This window comes from Streptomyces sp. NPDC058877 (assembly GCF_042742855.1).
Lineage (GTDB): Bacteria > Actinomycetota > Actinomycetes > Streptomycetales > Streptomycetaceae > Streptomyces.
The window spans coordinates 1-16,626 of the sequence record NZ_JBHYMF010000070.1; the positions used below are offsets into that span (position 1 = coordinate 1).

The window sequence follows — 16,626 nt, forward strand, 5'->3', positions numbered from 1 at the left end:
GCCCGGCTCCCCGAGGGGAGCCGGGCCCTTCCGCGTGCTGTTCAGCGCCTCGTACGGATCAGTCGAGGTAGTCGCGCAGGACCTGCGAGCGCGAGGGGTGTCGGAGCTTCGACATCGTCTTCGACTCGATCTGGCGGATCCGCTCACGCGTCACTCCGTAGACCTTGCCGATCTCGTCAAGCGTCTTCGGCTGACCATCGGTGAGGCCGAAGCGCATCGAGACGACACCGGCCTCGCGCTCGGAGAGCGTGTCCAGGACCGAGTGCAGCTGCTCCTGGAGGAGGGTGAAGCTGACCGCGTCGGCCGGCACGACCGCCTCGGAGTCCTCGATGAGGTCACCGAACTCGCTGTCGCCGTCCTCACCCAGAGGCGTGTGGAGGGAAATCGGCTCACGGCCGTACTTCTGGACCTCGATGACCTTCTCGGGGGTCATGTCGAGTTCCTTGGCCAGCTCCTCCGGGGTGGGCTCACGGCCCAGGTCCTGAAGCATCTGGCGCTGCACCCGCGCGAGCTTGTTGATGACCTCGACCATGTGCACCGGGATGCGGATGGTACGGGCCTGGTCGGCCATGGCCCGGGTGATCGCCTGACGGATCCACCACGTGGCGTACGTGGAGAACTTGTAGCCCTTGGTGTAGTCGAACTTCTCGACGGCACGGATCAGACCGAGGTTGCCCTCCTGGATGAGGTCCAGGAAGAGCATGCCGCGGCCGGTGTAACGCTTGGCCAGCGACACCACCAGACGGAGGTTGGCCTCCAGGAGGTGGTTCTTGGCCCGGCGTCCGTCCTCGGCGATGATCTCCAGCTCGCGCTTGAGCTTCGGAGCGAGCTTGTCCGAGTTGGCGAGCTTGTCCTCGGCGAACAGGCCGGCCTCGATGCGCTTGGCGAGCTCGACCTCCTGCTCGGCGTTGAGCAGCGGGACCTTGCCGATCTGCTTGAGGTAGTCCTTGACCGGGTCGGCAGTGGCGCCGGCAACGGCGACCTGCTGCGCCGGAGCGTCGTCCTCGTCCTCGTCGGACAGGACGAAGCCCTTGTTCTCGCCCTCGGTCTCCTCGTCCTCGCCCTTGCCGGGCGCGACGTCCTCGAGCAGCTCCTCGCCCTCGACCAGCTCGTCACCGTCCTTCTTGGACGTGGTCTTCTTGGCCGCCGCCTTCTTGGCGACGGTCTTCTTGGCCACCGCCTTCTTGGCGACGGTCTTCTTGGCCACCGCCTTCTTGGCCGGCGATCCGGTCTCGTCGGCCGGGTCGGCGCCCTCGGTCGCGGAGGCCGAGACGGCGCTCTTCGTCACGGTCGTCCTGGCGGTGACGGTCTTGGTCGCGGTGCGCTTGGCCGGACTCTTCGCTGCGACGCTCTTCCGAGCACGCTTCGGCGACTCCGCTGCACTGACCATCAGCGTCACACCCTCTTCCTCGAGGATCTGATTGAGGCTGCGCAGAACGTTCTTCCACTGGGTTGGCGGAATCTGGTCGGCTTCGAAGGCCCGACGCACGTCATCGCCGGCGATCTGCCCATCAGCCTTTCCCCGCTCGATGAGCGCCATCACAGACTCGGACTCGGCGATCTCCGGCGGGAGCGTACGGGATGTGCTGGCCGACACGAACAACCTCTCGGAACGATGGAAACGGCTTCCGGCCCCGCTCTGGATCGAGCTGGAGCCGACGACCGCCGACGGGGAATGTGTCGACGGCGCGGGCTGGACCGGGGAACTACACAGCGCCTGTACGGGCCGCTGTATTCCTTCCTCGGCTGTCACCTCTTAGGTCATCGCACGGCCCGGAGGAGTGTTACGCCCAATCTTCGTGGCCCGAGTCACACCTCATTCGCGACGAAAGGGCCAGACCGGATGATCAGTGCACATTCTCGCCGCCTGGCTCGAACGTCACCCGAACGGAACCCACCCGCCCGGATGACGCTCGGGCTCGACGGCGCACTGCGCGTGCACTCTCGCGCTCCCGGCCACGGACCGCTGATCAGTGTTCGCGGGGAGCGGGGACCACGCGCTCCACCTCGGGGTGGACCGTGAGCAGCTGCCGCATGGCACTCTCGGCTCCGTGAGCGTCCCCGGCAGCGAGCGCGTCGACGATCCGGGCGTGGTGGGCCAGACAAGCCTCGCTCGGCCGGTCACAACCAGTGGCGGGGCCACCCGAAACCTGGAGCGCCGCCGCGACGATCCCGGACAGGTGCTCCAGCATGCGATTGCCGGCCAGCTGAATGAGGAGGGAGTGGAACTCCGCATCAGCTCGGGAGAAGGTGATGCCGTCACCCTGGGCGAACGCATGCCCCATGATCTCGACCATGTCGGCGAGGCGCTGCTGTACGTCCTCCCTGCCGTGCCCGGCGGCCAGGCGCGCAGCCAGGGGCTCGATCGTCCAGCGCAGCTCGTTCAGCTCGCGGCGCTGGTCGTCGCGCTGCGGCCCGAAGGCTCGCCATTCGATGATGTCGGGGTCGAGCAGGTTCCAGTCGCTGACGGGCCTGACCCGGGTGCCGACGTTCGGCCGAGCACTGACGAGCCCTTTGGCCTCCAGCACGCGCAGCGACTCACGCACGACCGTGCGCGAGACCTCGAACCGCTGGCCGATCTCTTCGGGGACGAGCGGACGATCGGCTCCGAGGTCGCCCGAGACGATCATCTGACCGAGCTGCTGAACCAGCTGGCCGTGGAGGCCGCGCCCCCGGCTCCCGGCAGTCCTGCGACCGACGCGCCCGAGGTCGCCGTCCACCCCCTCCCAGGAGGGCGGTGCCACGCGGGCCGTGCCGGGCGCCTCCGCATAGGGGTAGCGGTCGAGATCGCCCGGGGCGCCGAGGCTGGAGTCAACGGGGCGGGCGGCGGTCATCATGGTGTGCGCAAGGGTACTCACGCATCCTTTGTCGGCGTTGCCTCCGGGACCCTTGAGGTCTTTGGTGAAAAGCACACGAAAGGGTGATCGGCGCCCGCTGCACAATTGACGATTAATTGGACATTTGCGGCACTCCTCAAGGGAGTTGTCGAGTAAACGGAATCATTTAGTCCATGCTCGATCACCAACGGGCCCTGCGTCGAAGGCCGGTGAACACATAGGCGCAGAGCAGCCCCGTCAACACCAGGGAGAGCGCCACTCCCGCGGGTTGGCCAACCACCCGCAACGCACCTGCCAGCCAGCGGTCCACGGCCGGGGACCACTGCAGTCCGGCGAACCCGCGCAACCGCGCCGGAATTCCGGCTGCCGACCGCACCGACGGCCCGGTCAGCAGCAGTTGCAACAGCGGGACGAACGCGATCGGCACCGCGAGGACCGCCGCCACTCCGGCAGCAGCAGCCCTGAACACTCCCGCCCCGAGCACTCCGGCCCATGCGCAGCCGATCATCAGCCCCGTCCAACTCGCACACAAAACAGGCCAATTATCTGGAACGGGGATCGAGTCCGAACCGTAGAAGAGCCACAGGACCTGTAGATCGACACCCACCACGAGCACCCCGAGCACAAGGGCGGCGGTCGCCGCCACGACGAGCTTCGCGAAGAGCAGCCCCAGCCTGCGGGGCACGGTTCCGCGCCCCGCGGTGAGGGCGGGATAGCGGTACTCCTCGCCGAACGAGAACGCACCGAGGACTCCGGCCCCGAGGGCCGCGGGCGGCAACGGAGAAATCGCCGGCCATCCCGCCAGGACGGCGGGCAGGTCGGCGCGACCGACCCGACCGAGGAGCAGGGCGAGCATGACGGAAACCAGTAGGACCACGGCTGCGACGAGCGCGGTGGACGGCAGGCCGAGAAGCCGGTGGACCTCGTAACGCAGCGGGCGGAGGGGGGAGCGCACCGGCTTGTGGGGGGTGTGCCGCAGCGGGAGCACGGCTTCCCGCCCTGCTTCCCCGGGGGACCGCCCGACATCCGGGGAAACCCCCACGCACTTCTTGGGTTTCCCGGGCTCCTCAACGACCGAAACGCGCCCCGGCCGCCCCTCGCCGCCCTCGCGCCCCGCACCCACGACACCATCGCCCCTCTCATCGGCGAGGCGGTGGATCGGCACCCCGTGCCGGAACGCGGTGTCACCAATGGTCGCGCAGTCACTGCCGTAGACGGACAGGCCATTGCCGCCCTCGGCGACCACCTCCACCGCGCGACGGGCCGCCCTGGCCTCCTGCGCCACGGCCGCGGCCAGACGCGCGGCGTGCGGGCTCATGACGACGACCCGGGGACGCAGCCGGGTGCGGGCGAACTCCTCGGCGTCCTGATCCGCAAGGAGCCGGCCGCCCTCGAGGGCAACGACCCGATCGGCGTTGCGGGCCGCATCCTTGGGGTCCGTCGTCGTGTAGAGCACGGTTCCCCCTCCAGCGGCGTGTCTCCGGAGGAGTTCGTGCAGTGCGGCCCCTTCCGAGGCGGAAAGCCCTACGCCCGGCTCGTCGAGCAGAAGGGCGTGCGGGTCACCCAGCAAGGCCGAGGCAAGACCTAGAAGACGGTCTGCACCGAGCGGCAGGGCGCCGATCCTGCAATGCTCCAGGCCCGTGAGGCCGACGGCCCGCAACAACCCCTCAGCGCGCGATGCGGGAACGCCCGTGGCGGCACAGAGCATGCGGAGTTGCCCTCGGACCGTGCGAGAAGGATGCCCGGGGACGTCGCCGAGGAGCACCCCAACCTCCCGCGAAGGATGGGCGATGCGGTGCAGCGGACGGCCTCGGAAGTAAGTGATCCCCCGGCCCGGCTCAAGCTCGAGCATGAGCCGCAGGGCAGCGCTCTTGCCCGACCCCGGGGGGCCGAAGAGAGCCGTCACGGCACCCGGCCGGGCCTCGAGGGTCAGATCGTGCACGACGGGCGGTCGATCGCGGCGGGGGGCACTGGTCAGTCCGATTGCCTGGAGCATCGCTTCTCTCGCGGTAGGTGACACCGCTCCGCGGCAGGGCGGCGCTATCGCAGCAAGATAGCGCCATATTTCGGACTTTCAGCGCAAGGTTGACGCTCAGGAGCGGCGGATGGCCACGGACCTCAGACCTCGGGACGCAGCATCGGCGGGTTGAGCAGAGTGGCCCCACCCGCCCGGAAGAGTTGCGCGGGGCGCCCCCCCTGACGGGTCGTGGTGCCACCGGCAGGAACCAGGAATCCGGGTGTGCCGGTCACCTTGCGATGGAAGTTGCGCGGGTCGAGGGACACGCCCCAGACGGCTTCGTAGACGCGCCGCAACTCTCCGACCGTGAACTCAGGGGGGCAGAAGGCAGTGGCCAGGGAGGAGTATTCGATCTTCGATCGGGCCCGCTCCACACCGTCCGCGAGGATCCGGGCGTGGTCGAAGGCAAGCGCCCCCGGCCCGTCGTCGACCACGGCGCCCTCACCCTCTCGGAGAAGTTCCTCGACCGGGGCCCACCGCGCACTGTTGGCGTCGCCCCCCGCTCGTGGAGCAGGAAGATCTGGGGCCAGGGCGAGGTGCGCAACGCTCACCACCCTCATGCGCGGGTCGCGGTCGGGCGCCCCGTACGTCGCCAACTGCTCCAGGTGCGCACCGTTGCTCGGTACCGGCGACGGGGCCGCCGGGTCGTGCGCACAGAGGCCGGTCTCCTCCACCAGTTCCCGTGCAGCGGCGGCACCGAGGTCTTCCTCGGCCCGCACAAAACCGCCCGGCAGCGCCCAGTACCCCTGGAACGGCTCCTCTCCTCGTCGCACAACCAGGGTGCAGAGCGCGTGTCGGCGCACGGTGAGCACGACCAGATCGACGGTGACGGCGAAGGGCGGAAAGGCCGACGGGTCGTAGGGAGGCATGCCGCGATCATAGTCGTCTTCCTGACGATAAACACGCCTGGTGGAAGCATCAACCACGGCATCCCTCCCACTCCGCGAAGCTGCCCCGGTCTCTGCGCCCGGCATCCGTCACACCCCCAGTTGAAGACCTTCTGCGGCTTCCTCGACCATACCGAGCCCCAGCCTGCCGACCCTCACTGCGAAGGGTTCGCCCCCCACCACGAGCCCCTCAAATCGGATTGCCCCGAGCGGGGCGGAAGCCAACGGGTGCAGCGACACCGAACGGCCCGGCACGTCCGGCCTGATTCCGGCGAGGGCCAGGAGGGCCTGGAGTGCTCCCGCAGCGGCAACAGCAGCCGGCCGGCACGCAGCCGGATGCGGAACCGGTTGTGCAGCAGCAGTTCGCTGCTCGCCCGCGTACATCTCGGGGAGCCGATGGCCGAAGGCCTCCGCCGCATCAAGCAGCCCCCGCAACAGCGAGGTGGCTTCTCTTTCCTGGCCGGCTGCGGCAAGGGCCGCCACGGCGACCGCCGTCTCGTGGACCCGGACCGCGCCCGCCCGGTGACCGAACGGGTTGTGGCCCGGCTCTCTCGTGCCGAGTCCCCTCACTCCCCACCCCGAGTCGAGCATGGGCGTGGCCAGTAGTCTGGCCACTTGTTCGGACTCACTCTTGTCCAAGAGGCCGGGCGCATGCCGACCGCCCCCCAGTAGCCCCGTGTCGAGCAAATGGGCCACCCAGCCTCCGAGTTGCGCCCGCTTCAGGCCATCGGCCATGAGTACGGCGGCGGGGCGGCCTCCGGCCGGATCGTCGAGCCAGAAGTCGCGCCGGAACCTTTCGCGCATGACCTCCGCGACGTCGAGCAGGGCCTCTCTGCCCGGTTTCCCACAGGCATCGAGCAAGTCGGCACCGAGCAGGGCAGCGCGGTGCGCATGTGCCTGTGTTTCGGCCCGCCAGGGCCCGCCGGGCGTCGGGTCCGGCACGAACCCGTGCCGGACCGCCGTGCGACGGAGCCAGCCGAGACACCCCTCCGCCACCGGAAGCAACTCCTCCAGGTCCGCTGCGGGGAGTCCCCAACGCCGGGCTTCGGCGAGCACCACGGGAAAGGCGAGGGTGGCCTCGATGCCCGTGCAGCGGGGTGGAAGATGGGGACCGGCGTCCCTGAGCGGCCCCTGGATCCGGCCGGATTCGTTTCCGTCCCCGGACAGTTGGGCACGGCTGAGGGCGCGCAGCGTCGTGGCGGCGAGCCGGGTGCCGAGCGGCAGGCACATGCGGGCTGCCCAGAGCGCCTCGGCAGTGACCGGCCCACAGCGCCAGGGCACGCCGGCTGCGAGGTACACGTCCGTCGGGTGGACGGGGCCCCGCTGGAGCAGACCCCTCAGGTCCTCGATCGAGGATTTCAGCAGCTCCCCCGGCCTCGGGTCGTCGCCCTCGGCCCGGGCATCAGCAAGGAGGTGCCCGCCGGGCCGTCCGGACCCCGCGCCCAAGGAGGCGGGAGAGCGGACAACCGACTCCCCGCGCACCTGTAGTCGGAGGACGAAAGCAGCCCCGGGCTGCAGCTCGACCTCCCAGCGCAGCACTCCTGCTGCTGCCAGGGCATCCATGGGCGGGGGGTCCGCCGCAACGGCAACGGACCGCGCGTCGTCCCCGGTCCATCGCAGTCCGGTGCCGTGGACACTCGGGGTGATCTCGCGTCCGGCCCTCCCGGAGACGATCGAGCCCAAGTCCGCGAGGTCCGTCCCCAGAGCCAGCTCCACGGGGAGGCGGAGGGGACGGGGAGCGGCGCTGCGCAGGGTGATCCGTTCGCTTCCGTCGGCGGTTCGTGCTCGTTCGACGGTGAGGACGGGATCCGGTCCTGTGTCGCCGGGGGCCCGCAGGGCGCCCAGGAAGACCGCTCGGTCAGCAGCCGCCATCCGCCCTTGGAGCGGAACGGGTTCGCGTCCCGCCACGCGCAGGACACAGCGAGACAGGAGCCGTTTCCCTGCGTGGTAGACGCCCTCGGGTCCTTCACCGGTGAGCTGTCCGTGCTCAGCGCACAAGGTGAGGGCCGGGAGCGCCACGCAGAGCAGCGCGTCGTGCACCGAGGGGAACTCAGCCGGCCTCGCCGCGCGCGGTACGGCAGCGGTCGTACCGGACGTTTGCCCGGAGGAGTACCCGGGCCCCGGTCCGGGTGAAGGTGCGTTCTGGGGACCGGGGGCCGGAACGGGACGGGGAGCCATGGCGGATGTGGAGTGCTCTCTGTGGGAACCGGACGGTCGGCGGTACGTCGACGGGAGGGTTCGCTCGACTCCGCCAGAGAACTGAACGCGCTTGCAGCCGGTGGGGTCACGGTCGTCATCGACCACTCCTGGAGCCGCGCTGCCCACCATGCCGCGGTGTCCGGCCCGCCGGCCTCCCCTCAGCGGGTCCGCCGGGCCGGACTCCGGCCGCCTCTCGGCGCGCGTTGCCCCCTGCCCGGCGGCCGGGCTTGCCGGGGCTGGGCGAGGTTCCCTGCCTGCTGGCCGCCCTCATCCGGGCCTGTGGGGAAGGCGACGGAATCTCCGGGGCCGAGGTGGTCCGGGCATCGCGTTCGCTCCTGAGGCAGGAACGGAGCGACTCCGGGTTGAGCCCTTCGTTGCACGCCTGGTGCAGAAGGCGGGCAAAGACGTACTCGGGGTCGGCTCGGAGCGCGAGGCCGAGAGCGACCCGAGCGCTCGGTTCGTCACCCAGGGACCAGGCTGCCCAACCCGCGAGGGTCAGGGGTGCGGCGGCGTGCTCCTGGTAGGGGGCGACACAGCGCCGTGCCAGCGCGCGCCAGAGCCGGAGCGCAGCGGTTCCCTCCCAACCCTCCATCCACTCAGCGGCGCGGTCGCGGGTGACCCGGTCTTGGAGGCCGAGGATCAGTGTGGCCGCTTCCTCATCGGTGATCAGGGCGTCGTCTGCGGCGTCACTCCCCGTCGCGGTGCTGCTGGTCGGCCGCTGGCCGGACCAACGTCCTACGGCCGATGCGTCGACCGGGCCGGTCGGGTCGTTGTGCCTCCGCGGTCCCCTCGGGCCCTTCTGGTTGGCGAACCGGCGGAGGATCTCACGGGCGAGTTGCAGCGTCACGTCGCGCACCCGCTGCCGTGCCTCCGCTTCGACTCCTTCGAGGAGTTGGGGAACGATCGATGAGGCTGCCGCGTCGAGGGCAGCCCGCTGTCCTTCCTGACACCCGTGCCCCGGTCGGAGGCGGGCTTCCATGTCCCGCAGGGAGCCCTGCACCTGTACTCCGGCATAGGCCGCAGCCGCCGCCATCACCGAGGTGCCACTGAGCGCGAGCGGCGTGCCGTCCGGCGGGCAGCAACGCGTGTCGGGACAGCAGTACGAGAAGTAGAGTCCGTCGGTGATGCACAGGGCCTCGTAGACGGGGATGTCGAGGGTGCCACAGGCCGTACGCAGGCGCTGCGCGAAGGGCTTCAGCCGCTCCATGACGGCACGTGCCCCTTCTCCTGGCCTCGGGTCCTGGCAGAGAAAGGCCACGATGCCGTCCGGTCGGGCTCCGGATCGGGCGCCCCCTTCGACGAGACACTCGGCAAGGTGGTCGGCGGTGGACGCCCACTCCTCGGGCGAGCGGGGAATTCCGATCCTGACCCGGCCGCCGAAACGACCGTGCTCTCCGTGCAGGGCGATCAACACGACGGAGTCGCTGGGATGGAACCCCAGCACGAACGGAAGGGCGTCGGCAAGTTCCGCCGGGCCCCTCAGGGTGATCTGCTGGGTACGGGATGATCCGCTGTCTTCACGGTGGTTCGCGTTCATGGTGAAGACCGTCTCGTGATCTACCGAAATCCGAAACCCCTGTGGATAACTCCCAAATCGCCTGTTCGGCTCGCCACTGGGTTGTCCACGGGTTCGACAGGCCATTGGCACGATGTCCGAGCCATCGGGTTGCATGGAGCCATGACCCACGAAGCGTCTCTGGAAGACCGCGCCGCGCTCCGCGCCTCTGCCGATGCCGTGCTCGCCCGTCTCGTCTCCGACCCGACCGGCCGGGCCAGGCTGCGCGAGGACCAGTGGCGAGCCATCGAAGCACTGGTCGCCGACCGGCGCCGAGCCCTGGTGGTGCAACGGACCGGCTGGGGCAAGTCGGCCGTGTACTTCGTGGCGACCTCACTACTCCGCGAGCAAGGCGGCGGACCGACCGTGATCGTGTCCCCGCTACTCGCGCTAATGCGCAACCAGGTAGAGGCAGCAGCTCGTGCGGGCATCCGTGCCCGCACGATCAACTCGTCGAACACCGAGGAGTGGCAGACCGTCCAGGAAGAAGTGGCCGCCGGAGAAGTGGACGTCCTCCTGGTCAGCCCCGAGCGGCTGAACAATCCCGACTTCCGCGATCAGGTGCTGCCCCAGTTGGCCGCCACCACCGGGCTGCTCGTGGTCGACGAGGCGCACTGTATCTCGGACTGGGGCCATGACTTCCGACCCGACTACCGTCGGCTTCGGACGATGCTGGCCGACCTGCCCGCGGGTGTCCCGGTGCTGGCCACCACCGCGACGGCCAATGCGAGGGTCACGGCGGACGTTGCCGAGCAACTCGGCACGGACACGGGCACGGACGCCCTCGTTCTGCGCGGCCCCCTCGACCGGGAGAGCTTGAGCCTTGGCGTCGTCGAACTGCCGGATGCGGCACATCGGCTGGCTTGGCTTGCCGACCACCTCGGTGAGCTCCCCGGCTCCGGCATCATCTACACCCTCACCGTCGCCGCGGCCGACGAGGTCACTGCCTATCTGCGTCAGTGCGGACACGCCGTCTCCTCCTACACGGGCAGGACGGAGAACGCCGACCGGGAGCAGGCGGAAAACGACCTCCAGGCCAACCGGGTCAAGGCGCTCGTGGCGACCTCAGCCCTCGGCATGGGCTTCGACAAGCCAGACCTGGGCTTCGTGGTACACCTCGGCTCGCCGTCCTCCCCGATCGCGTACTACCAGCAGGTCGGCCGGGCCGGCCGAGGAGTGGAGCACGCAGAGGTGCTGCTCCTGCCCGGCCAGGAGGACGAAGCGATCTGGCGGTACTTCGCCTCGGTGGCCTTTCCGCCCGAGGAGCAGGTGCGACGAACCCTCGACGTACTCGCACACGCGGGCCGACCGCTATCGCTACCTGCGCTGGAACCGCTGGTGGAGCTGCGGAGAACCCGGCTGGAGATCATGCTCAAGGTGCTCGACGTGGACGGTGCGGTACGCCGGGTGAAGGGGGGCTGGGAGAGCACCGGGCAGCCTTGGGCGTACGACACCGACCGGTATGCGTGGGTGGCGCGGCAGCGGGCCACCGAGCAACAGGCGATGCGCGACTACGTGGCGGCGACCGGGTGCCGGATGGAGTTCCTGCGGCGCCAGCTGGACGACGACGAGGCCACCCCGTGCGGTCGCTGTGACAACTGCTCGGGGGCACGGTTCGACCCGAAGGTGTCCGACGCGGCACTGGACGCGGCCGTGGGAGAGCTGGGCCGGCCCGGTGTGGAAGTCGAGCCGCGGAAGATGTGGCCCACGGGGCTCTCCGCCGTCGGGGTGGACCTGAAGGGTCGCATCCCTCCCGGGGAGCAAGCACTCGTCGGGCGTGCGGTGGGAAGGCTGTCGGACATCGGCTGGGGCAATCGGCTACGCCCGCTATTGGCCGACGGCACGCCCGACGCGGTCGTACCGGACGACGTCGTACAGGCGGTGGTGGACGTGCTGGCCGACTGGGCCAAGGGGCACGGCGGATGGGCCTCCGGTGCGAGCGACGCACCGGTCCGGCCCGCCGGTGTGGTCACCGTGGCTTCCCGCCGCAAGCCGCGCCTGGTGGAGTCGCTCGGGCGACGGATCTCCGAGATCGGCAGGATGCCGCTCCTGGGCATGGTGGAGTACGCACCGGAAGCGGAAGACCTCCGCGTCTCTCGGACCAACAGCGCCCAGCGGGTCGTCGGCCTGCAACGGTCCCTGACGGTCCCTCCGGCGTTGGCTGGACGACTGACCGCAATCGGTGGACCGGTTCTCCTCGTGGACGATCTGTCTGACACCGGCTGGACGTTGGCCGTGGCGGCTCGACTGCTGCTGCGGGCCGGGGCGGAAGGGGTGTTCCCCTTGGTGCTCGCCGTTCAGGCCTGAGACGCAACAGCCAGAAGTGAGACGAGGGAGGGAACGGGGAGTGAACAATGAGCAACTGGGCAGGGATATGAGTGGCATACCGACTCATTCCCGTCAGCAGCCTCAATTGCTCGTTGCCGCTCGCGCACGGGCCAGCAAGAATTGGGAAACCGCCCCGCACGGCCCGTCAGCGGTCCGGAAGGACTGTGCCGTGGTGCGCCCTCACCCGACCTTGCCCGCTTCGCGGGCGTGTATCCGAAGGGAGGACCGTGACCCTCGGATTCGCTCCGCCCACAGCCGCCCCGCCCAGATCGTCGTCCGAGTCCGCCAGCCGCCTCGCCCGGATACTCGAGCCATCCGAGTGGGCAGCGGCCGGAGTTCCCCTGCTCCGCAACCCTCGCGAAGTCGTCAGCGGCCTGCACTCCCGCCACACGCCGACCCCCAGGACGGCGGTCCTTGCCGTACTGGATCATGAGGAACGACTCGCCGCCAGCGCTTCGTTCGTTCGACGGCCCGTCGCGGCCGACGGCTGGGAGTTCCGGAATGCACTTCTCGCACACCTGCGGCGGGTGATTCCACATGACCTCCGCAGACGCTCGCCGGTTCGGACCGCGGTCCTGTTGTACTGCCGCGAGGGCGACGATCGCTGGACCGAGGAGGACGGAGCCTGGATGTGGGGGCTCCGGGACGCATGCACTCTGCACGGACTCCGCTGCGGCGCGTACATCACGCTAACCAAAGGGGGTTGGCAGGTGCTCGGCGAAGGCCGTGGAGGCCGTCGACCGAGTTCTGACTCACGGCCCCTGGCGCTCGGGGAAGAACCGAACGAGCCAGACCGGCTCGCCCCCAGGATCGCGAGTGGGGCAAGCGACCCCCTGCGCCGAGCCGCCGCACGCTGATCGCACAGCCCCGCCGGACCCGGTGGGGTCCGGCGGAGAGGGCTCGGTCAGACTCCGGCGCCTGCGCCGAGAAGCGCCGTGATGCGCTGCGGGTCACCGCAGACGATCAGCAGTGCGCCCGCTCGCCCCAGGGCGGCCGGAAGAGCTCGGGCCTCTGTGGACTCGTCTCCGCCATTGACGGCGACGATCACCACGGGGCGGGCGGTGGCACGCTCCACGGTGGAGGCAGCCGCGAAGAACACGTCGTCACCGGTGTCCTGCTGGGCCCAGTAAGCGGCCTCACCGAAGGACAGCTCATGAGCCGCCCACGGGTGCGGATCACCAGTGGTGAGCACCAGGATCTCGCCCGGTGCCCGTCCACTCTCCAGAAGCAGGTCGAGCGCCTCCTCGGCAGCGTCGAGCGCACCGTCGGCCGGAGCCGGGATCAGCTGGAGCTGCGGAGTGGATTGCTGGTCGGAACGATTCTCCGCGCACTGCGCCGGAGACGGGCCAGCACCGGGGTGCGGGCGCGGGGTCGGTGCGGCAGGCCTCGCCGGACCCGGAACAGGACGTCCGGGACGTGGAGAGGCCGCGGAACGCGGACCGGGTACGGGACGGGGGGTCGACGCGGGGCGGCCGGCAGCCGCGGTGGCGCGGGGACCCTGGGCGCTCTCGTGAATCTGAGACTCCTCGGGGATGAGAGGCATGAATGATGTCTATCAAACGCCGCTGCGCGGAGCATCGGCGGGTGGGCACGCATGTGCACCCCGGCCTCGTGGGCGGCCCCTCAACAGGGTTCCACGGCCGGAAGTTCAGAAGTCGAAGCCGAGTTGGCCCCCGCTCTCCAGCGCGGCTGCCTCGGCGGAGAGGCGAGCCTTCTTGAGGTGGCGCCACCGGGGCAGCGCGTCCATGTACGACCAGGAGAGTCGGTGATACGGGGTGGGCCCCCACTCTTCGAGCGCCACCTTGTGGACCGGCGAAGGGTAGCCCGCGTTGGCCCCGAAGGCGAACGACGCGTACTCACCGTCCTCCGACCCCAGCTCGGCCATGCGGGTGTCGCGCCGGACCTTTGCAATGACGGAGGCAGCCGCAACGGCGATGCAGGACTGGTCCCCCTTGATCACCGTACGAACCCGCCAGGGGCTTCCGAGGTAGTCGTGCTTGCCGTCCAGAATGACTGCGTCAGGTCGCACAGGAAGCCCCTCCAAGGCACGGACGGCCGCGAGCCGCAGTGCCGCCGTCATGCCGAGCTCGTCGATCTCTTGCGGAGAGGCATCGCCGAGTGCGTACGCGGTGACCCAGCCCTCCAGCTCCGCGGCCAACTGGTTCCGGCGCTTGGGGGTCAGGAGTTTCGAGTCGGTGAGCCCCTCCGGGGGGCGTCGAAGGCCGGTGACGGCCGCACACACCGTGACGGGACCGGCCCATGCTCCGCGTCCGACCTCATCGACCCCGGCGACGATCTTGGCGCCGGTGGTGGCTCGGAGCGACCGCTCGACGGTGTGGGTGGGAGGTTCGTACGGCATGGCGCCAGATAGGTTACGCCGCTCGATGCCTCGTGCGACACCCGGATTCCCCACGGGCACCCGGAATTCGACGCGCCCCTGCCTCCACGGCCGTCCGCGAGGGGACGCCGCTTCCCTCAAACGCGCAGGAGGGGAACCATGACCCGGTCGATCACATCGGCGACCTCATCGTCAGCCCATTCGCTTCCGCACACTTTGGAGCGATACATCATCATCGCAGGGATGACATCGAGGACAAGGTCGTCAAGTGCATCAGGGCGCACCTCCCCACGCGCGATTCCGCGCTGAATGACGTCCCGGAAGAGACGTTTGGACGGCTCCACGATGCCTTTGGCGATCAACTCATGAAACCGCTCGGCAGCCCCAGGATCGCATTCGTGAAGAACAGCACGCAGCGCGAAGCCGGGCTTGGAATACAACACGTCCCGAACGCTGCGGCACAGCTCATACAGGTCCTTCCGCACGCTGCCACCATCGGGGGCTTCGTCGAGCGTCGGCAGGCCGGCCCGGAGAGCGTCCGCCACGAGGTCTTCCTTCGAGGACCATCGGCGGTACACGGCGGCCTTGCCCGTCTGCGCACCGACCGCGACACCCTCCATCGTGAGTCCGCTCCAGCCGACGCTACCCAGCTGATCGAGCGCGGCTTCCAGGATCGCCCGTTCGAGAACGGGTCCGCGGCGCCGCAGCACCGCCCCCTCCGACCGAGCAGCAGCCGCAGATCGCGAAGTAACCATGGGGATCTCTCCGTTGACGCGATTCGATTCGCCAGCAGCACGCAGTGAACGGTTGCGTTCACTGCATGGAACTCACTACCGTGGCGAACAGTGAACGAGTACGTTCACTAATTTTTCCGTGGGGGATCCATAGTGACAACTTCTCGGGTAGACACACAGACCAAGGACGGGACCGCTCGCGCCGCAGCTCGGCCGGGCATCGCCTTGACCGTCATCGCCGCCTGCCAGCTCATGGTCGTTCTCGACGCCACCATCGTGAACATCGCCCTGCCGCACATCCAGGACGCGCTCTCCTTCTCGACCACCGACCTGTCGTGGGTGCTGAGCGCCTACACGCTCACGTTCGGGGGCCTGCTGCTCCTCGGTGGGCGCGCCGGAGACATCCTGGGCCGCCGTAGGGTGTTCATGTCCGGGATCCTGCTCTTCACCTTCGCTTCCCTCCTCGGCGGATTCGCCCAGGAGCCCTGGCAACTGCTCGCCGCACGAGCCCTGCAGGGCGTGGGCGGCGCGATCGCCTCGCCCACCGCGCTCGCGCTGATCACCACGACCTTCCCCGAAGGGCCCGAGCGCAACAGGGCCTTCGGTGTGTTCGCCGCCGTCTCCGCGGGCGGCGGTGCGATCGGCCTGCTAGCCGGTGGAGCACTCACCGAATGGCTCGACTGGCGCTGGGTCCTGTTCGTCAACGTGCCGATCGGCCTGCTGATCGCCTTCCTCACCCCGCTCTACATCTCGGAGTCCGAGCGCCACCCCGGCCGCTTCGACGTCGCCGGCGCAGCGACCTCGACGCTCGGGATGGCAGCACTGGTCTACGGGTTCATCCGTGCGTCCGAGGAAGGGTGGAAGGACGGGCTGACCATCGGCTCCTTCATAGCTGCGGTGGTCCTCCTCATGGCCTTCGCCGTGGTGGAGTCCCGGGCGAAGGAACCGATCACCCCGTTGCGGATGTTCGCGGACCGCAACCGTTCGGGCACGTACGTCATCATGCTCAGCCTGGCGGCAGCCATGTTCGGGATGTTCTTCTTCATCGTGCTGTGGGTGCAGGACGTCCTGGGCTACAGCCCGGTCCAGTCCGGTCTCGCCTTCCTTCCGGTGACTGCAGCAATCGGCATCGGTGCGGGACTCGCCCAGCGCCTGCTACCGGCGCTCGGCCCCAAGCCGTTCATGGTGACCGGATCGACCCTCACGGGCGTGGGGCTCGGCTGGCTGACGTTCATGTCGTCGGACAGCAGCTACCTCAGTGGCGTCCTCGGCCCGATGGTCGTGTTCGGCTTCGGCATGGGCCTCAATTTCGTGACGCTCACGCTCACCGCCGTCTCGGGAGTGGCCCCGCACGAAGCGGGTGCGGCATCGGGTCTGCTCAACGCGACCCAACAGGTTGGCGGCTCGCTCGGACTGTCGATCTTGGTCACGGTCTTCGGCACAGCCAGTCGCGAGGAGAGCGAGCGGCAGCTGCCGGACTTCCTCGCACACTCGACGCCCGAGCAGCAAGCAGCGGCCATGGAGACGAAGGAGCTTCCAGCTCCCTGGGGCCACGACGTGCTGACCTCGGGCATCTCCTCTGCCTTCACCGCCGCCGTCGGAATGGTGTTGATCGCCCTGGTCACGGCCGTCCTCGTGATCCGGGTACGCAAGAGCGACCTGGAAGCGCTGAGCGGGCGCGCAGAGGCCGCGGGGCCGATGGGCTGAGCTTCGGGCGCCGAAGGAGGAGCA

At 69.3% G+C, this 16,626-nt stretch carries 12 protein-coding genes; 3 read left to right on the forward strand and 9 right to left on the reverse strand.

Annotation, left to right across the window (positions count from 1 at the left end):
• Window positions 1-58: 58 nt before the first annotated feature.
• From ACFW2Y_RS18115 to ACFW2Y_RS18140, 6 genes are all read right to left on the reverse strand, one after another.
• The gene (locus ACFW2Y_RS18115) at window positions 59-1,597 is read right to left on the reverse strand and encodes an RNA polymerase sigma factor (protein ID WP_384879783.1); all 1,539 of its coding nucleotides are present in this window, start codon (window positions 1,595-1,597) and stop codon (window positions 59-61) included.
• A gap of 373 nt (window positions 1,598-1,970) precedes the next feature.
• Window positions 1,971-2,858 carry a FadR/GntR family transcriptional regulator gene (locus ACFW2Y_RS18120; RefSeq protein ID WP_384879786.1) on the reverse strand — a complete coding sequence of 296 codons (888 nt, stop codon included), beginning with the start codon at window positions 2,856-2,858 and terminating at the stop codon, window positions 1,971-1,973.
• A 160-nt stretch (window positions 2,859-3,018) separates the two neighbouring features.
• The gene (locus ACFW2Y_RS18125) at window positions 3,019-4,833 is read right to left on the reverse strand and encodes an ATP-binding cassette domain-containing protein (protein ID WP_384879788.1); all 1,815 of its coding nucleotides are present in this window, start codon (window positions 4,831-4,833) and stop codon (window positions 3,019-3,021) included.
• Window positions 4,834-4,955: 122 nt separating this feature from the next.
• On the reverse strand, window positions 4,956-5,723 hold the full coding sequence (locus ACFW2Y_RS18130; protein WP_384879791.1) for an NUDIX domain-containing protein: 768 nt from the start codon (window positions 5,721-5,723) through the stop codon (window positions 4,956-4,958).
• Between the two features lie 108 nt (window positions 5,724-5,831).
• A complete protein-coding gene (locus ACFW2Y_RS18135; RefSeq protein ID WP_384879794.1) occupies window positions 5,832-7,919 on the reverse strand; it encodes a glycogen debranching N-terminal domain-containing protein in 2,088 nt (695 codons plus the stop codon).
• Between the two features lie 115 nt (window positions 7,920-8,034).
• Window positions 8,035-9,477: a DUF4192 domain-containing protein gene (locus ACFW2Y_RS18140; RefSeq protein WP_384879796.1), complete on the reverse strand. Its 1,443-nt coding sequence runs from the start codon at window positions 9,475-9,477 to the stop codon at window positions 8,035-8,037.
• 141 nt (window positions 9,478-9,618) lie between these two features.
• Between ACFW2Y_RS18140 and ACFW2Y_RS18145 the strand changes: the two genes are divergently transcribed.
• A complete protein-coding gene (locus ACFW2Y_RS18145; protein ID WP_384879798.1) occupies window positions 9,619-11,802 on the forward strand; it encodes a RecQ family ATP-dependent DNA helicase in 2,184 nt (727 codons plus the stop codon).
• 248 nt (window positions 11,803-12,050) lie between these two features.
• A complete protein-coding gene (locus ACFW2Y_RS18150) occupies window positions 12,051-12,680 on the forward strand; it encodes a hypothetical protein (protein WP_384879800.1) in 630 nt (209 codons plus the stop codon).
• A 47-nt stretch (window positions 12,681-12,727) separates the two neighbouring features.
• Here ACFW2Y_RS18150 and ACFW2Y_RS18155 read toward each other — a convergent pair whose 3' ends face one another.
• The 3 genes from ACFW2Y_RS18155 to ACFW2Y_RS18165 all read right to left on the reverse strand — a co-directional run bounded on the left by ACFW2Y_RS18155 (window position 12,728) and on the right by ACFW2Y_RS18165 (window position 14,916).
• The gene (locus tag ACFW2Y_RS18155) at window positions 12,728-13,366 is read right to left on the reverse strand and encodes a hypothetical protein (RefSeq protein WP_384879802.1); all 639 of its coding nucleotides are present in this window, start codon (window positions 13,364-13,366) and stop codon (window positions 12,728-12,730) included.
• A 105-nt stretch (window positions 13,367-13,471) separates the two neighbouring features.
• A complete protein-coding gene (locus tag ACFW2Y_RS18160) occupies window positions 13,472-14,182 on the reverse strand; it encodes a ribonuclease HII (RefSeq protein ID WP_384879805.1) in 711 nt (236 codons plus the stop codon).
• Window positions 14,183-14,298: 116 nt separating this feature from the next.
• On the reverse strand, window positions 14,299-14,916 hold the full coding sequence (locus ACFW2Y_RS18165; RefSeq protein ID WP_384879808.1) for a TetR/AcrR family transcriptional regulator: 618 nt from the start codon (window positions 14,914-14,916) through the stop codon (window positions 14,299-14,301).
• A gap of 132 nt (window positions 14,917-15,048) precedes the next feature.
• Between ACFW2Y_RS18165 and ACFW2Y_RS18170 the strand changes: the two genes are divergently transcribed.
• The gene (locus tag ACFW2Y_RS18170) at window positions 15,049-16,602 is read left to right on the forward strand and encodes an MFS transporter (RefSeq protein ID WP_384879811.1); all 1,554 of its coding nucleotides are present in this window, start codon (window positions 15,049-15,051) and stop codon (window positions 16,600-16,602) included.
• Window positions 16,603-16,626 lie beyond the last annotated feature (24 nt).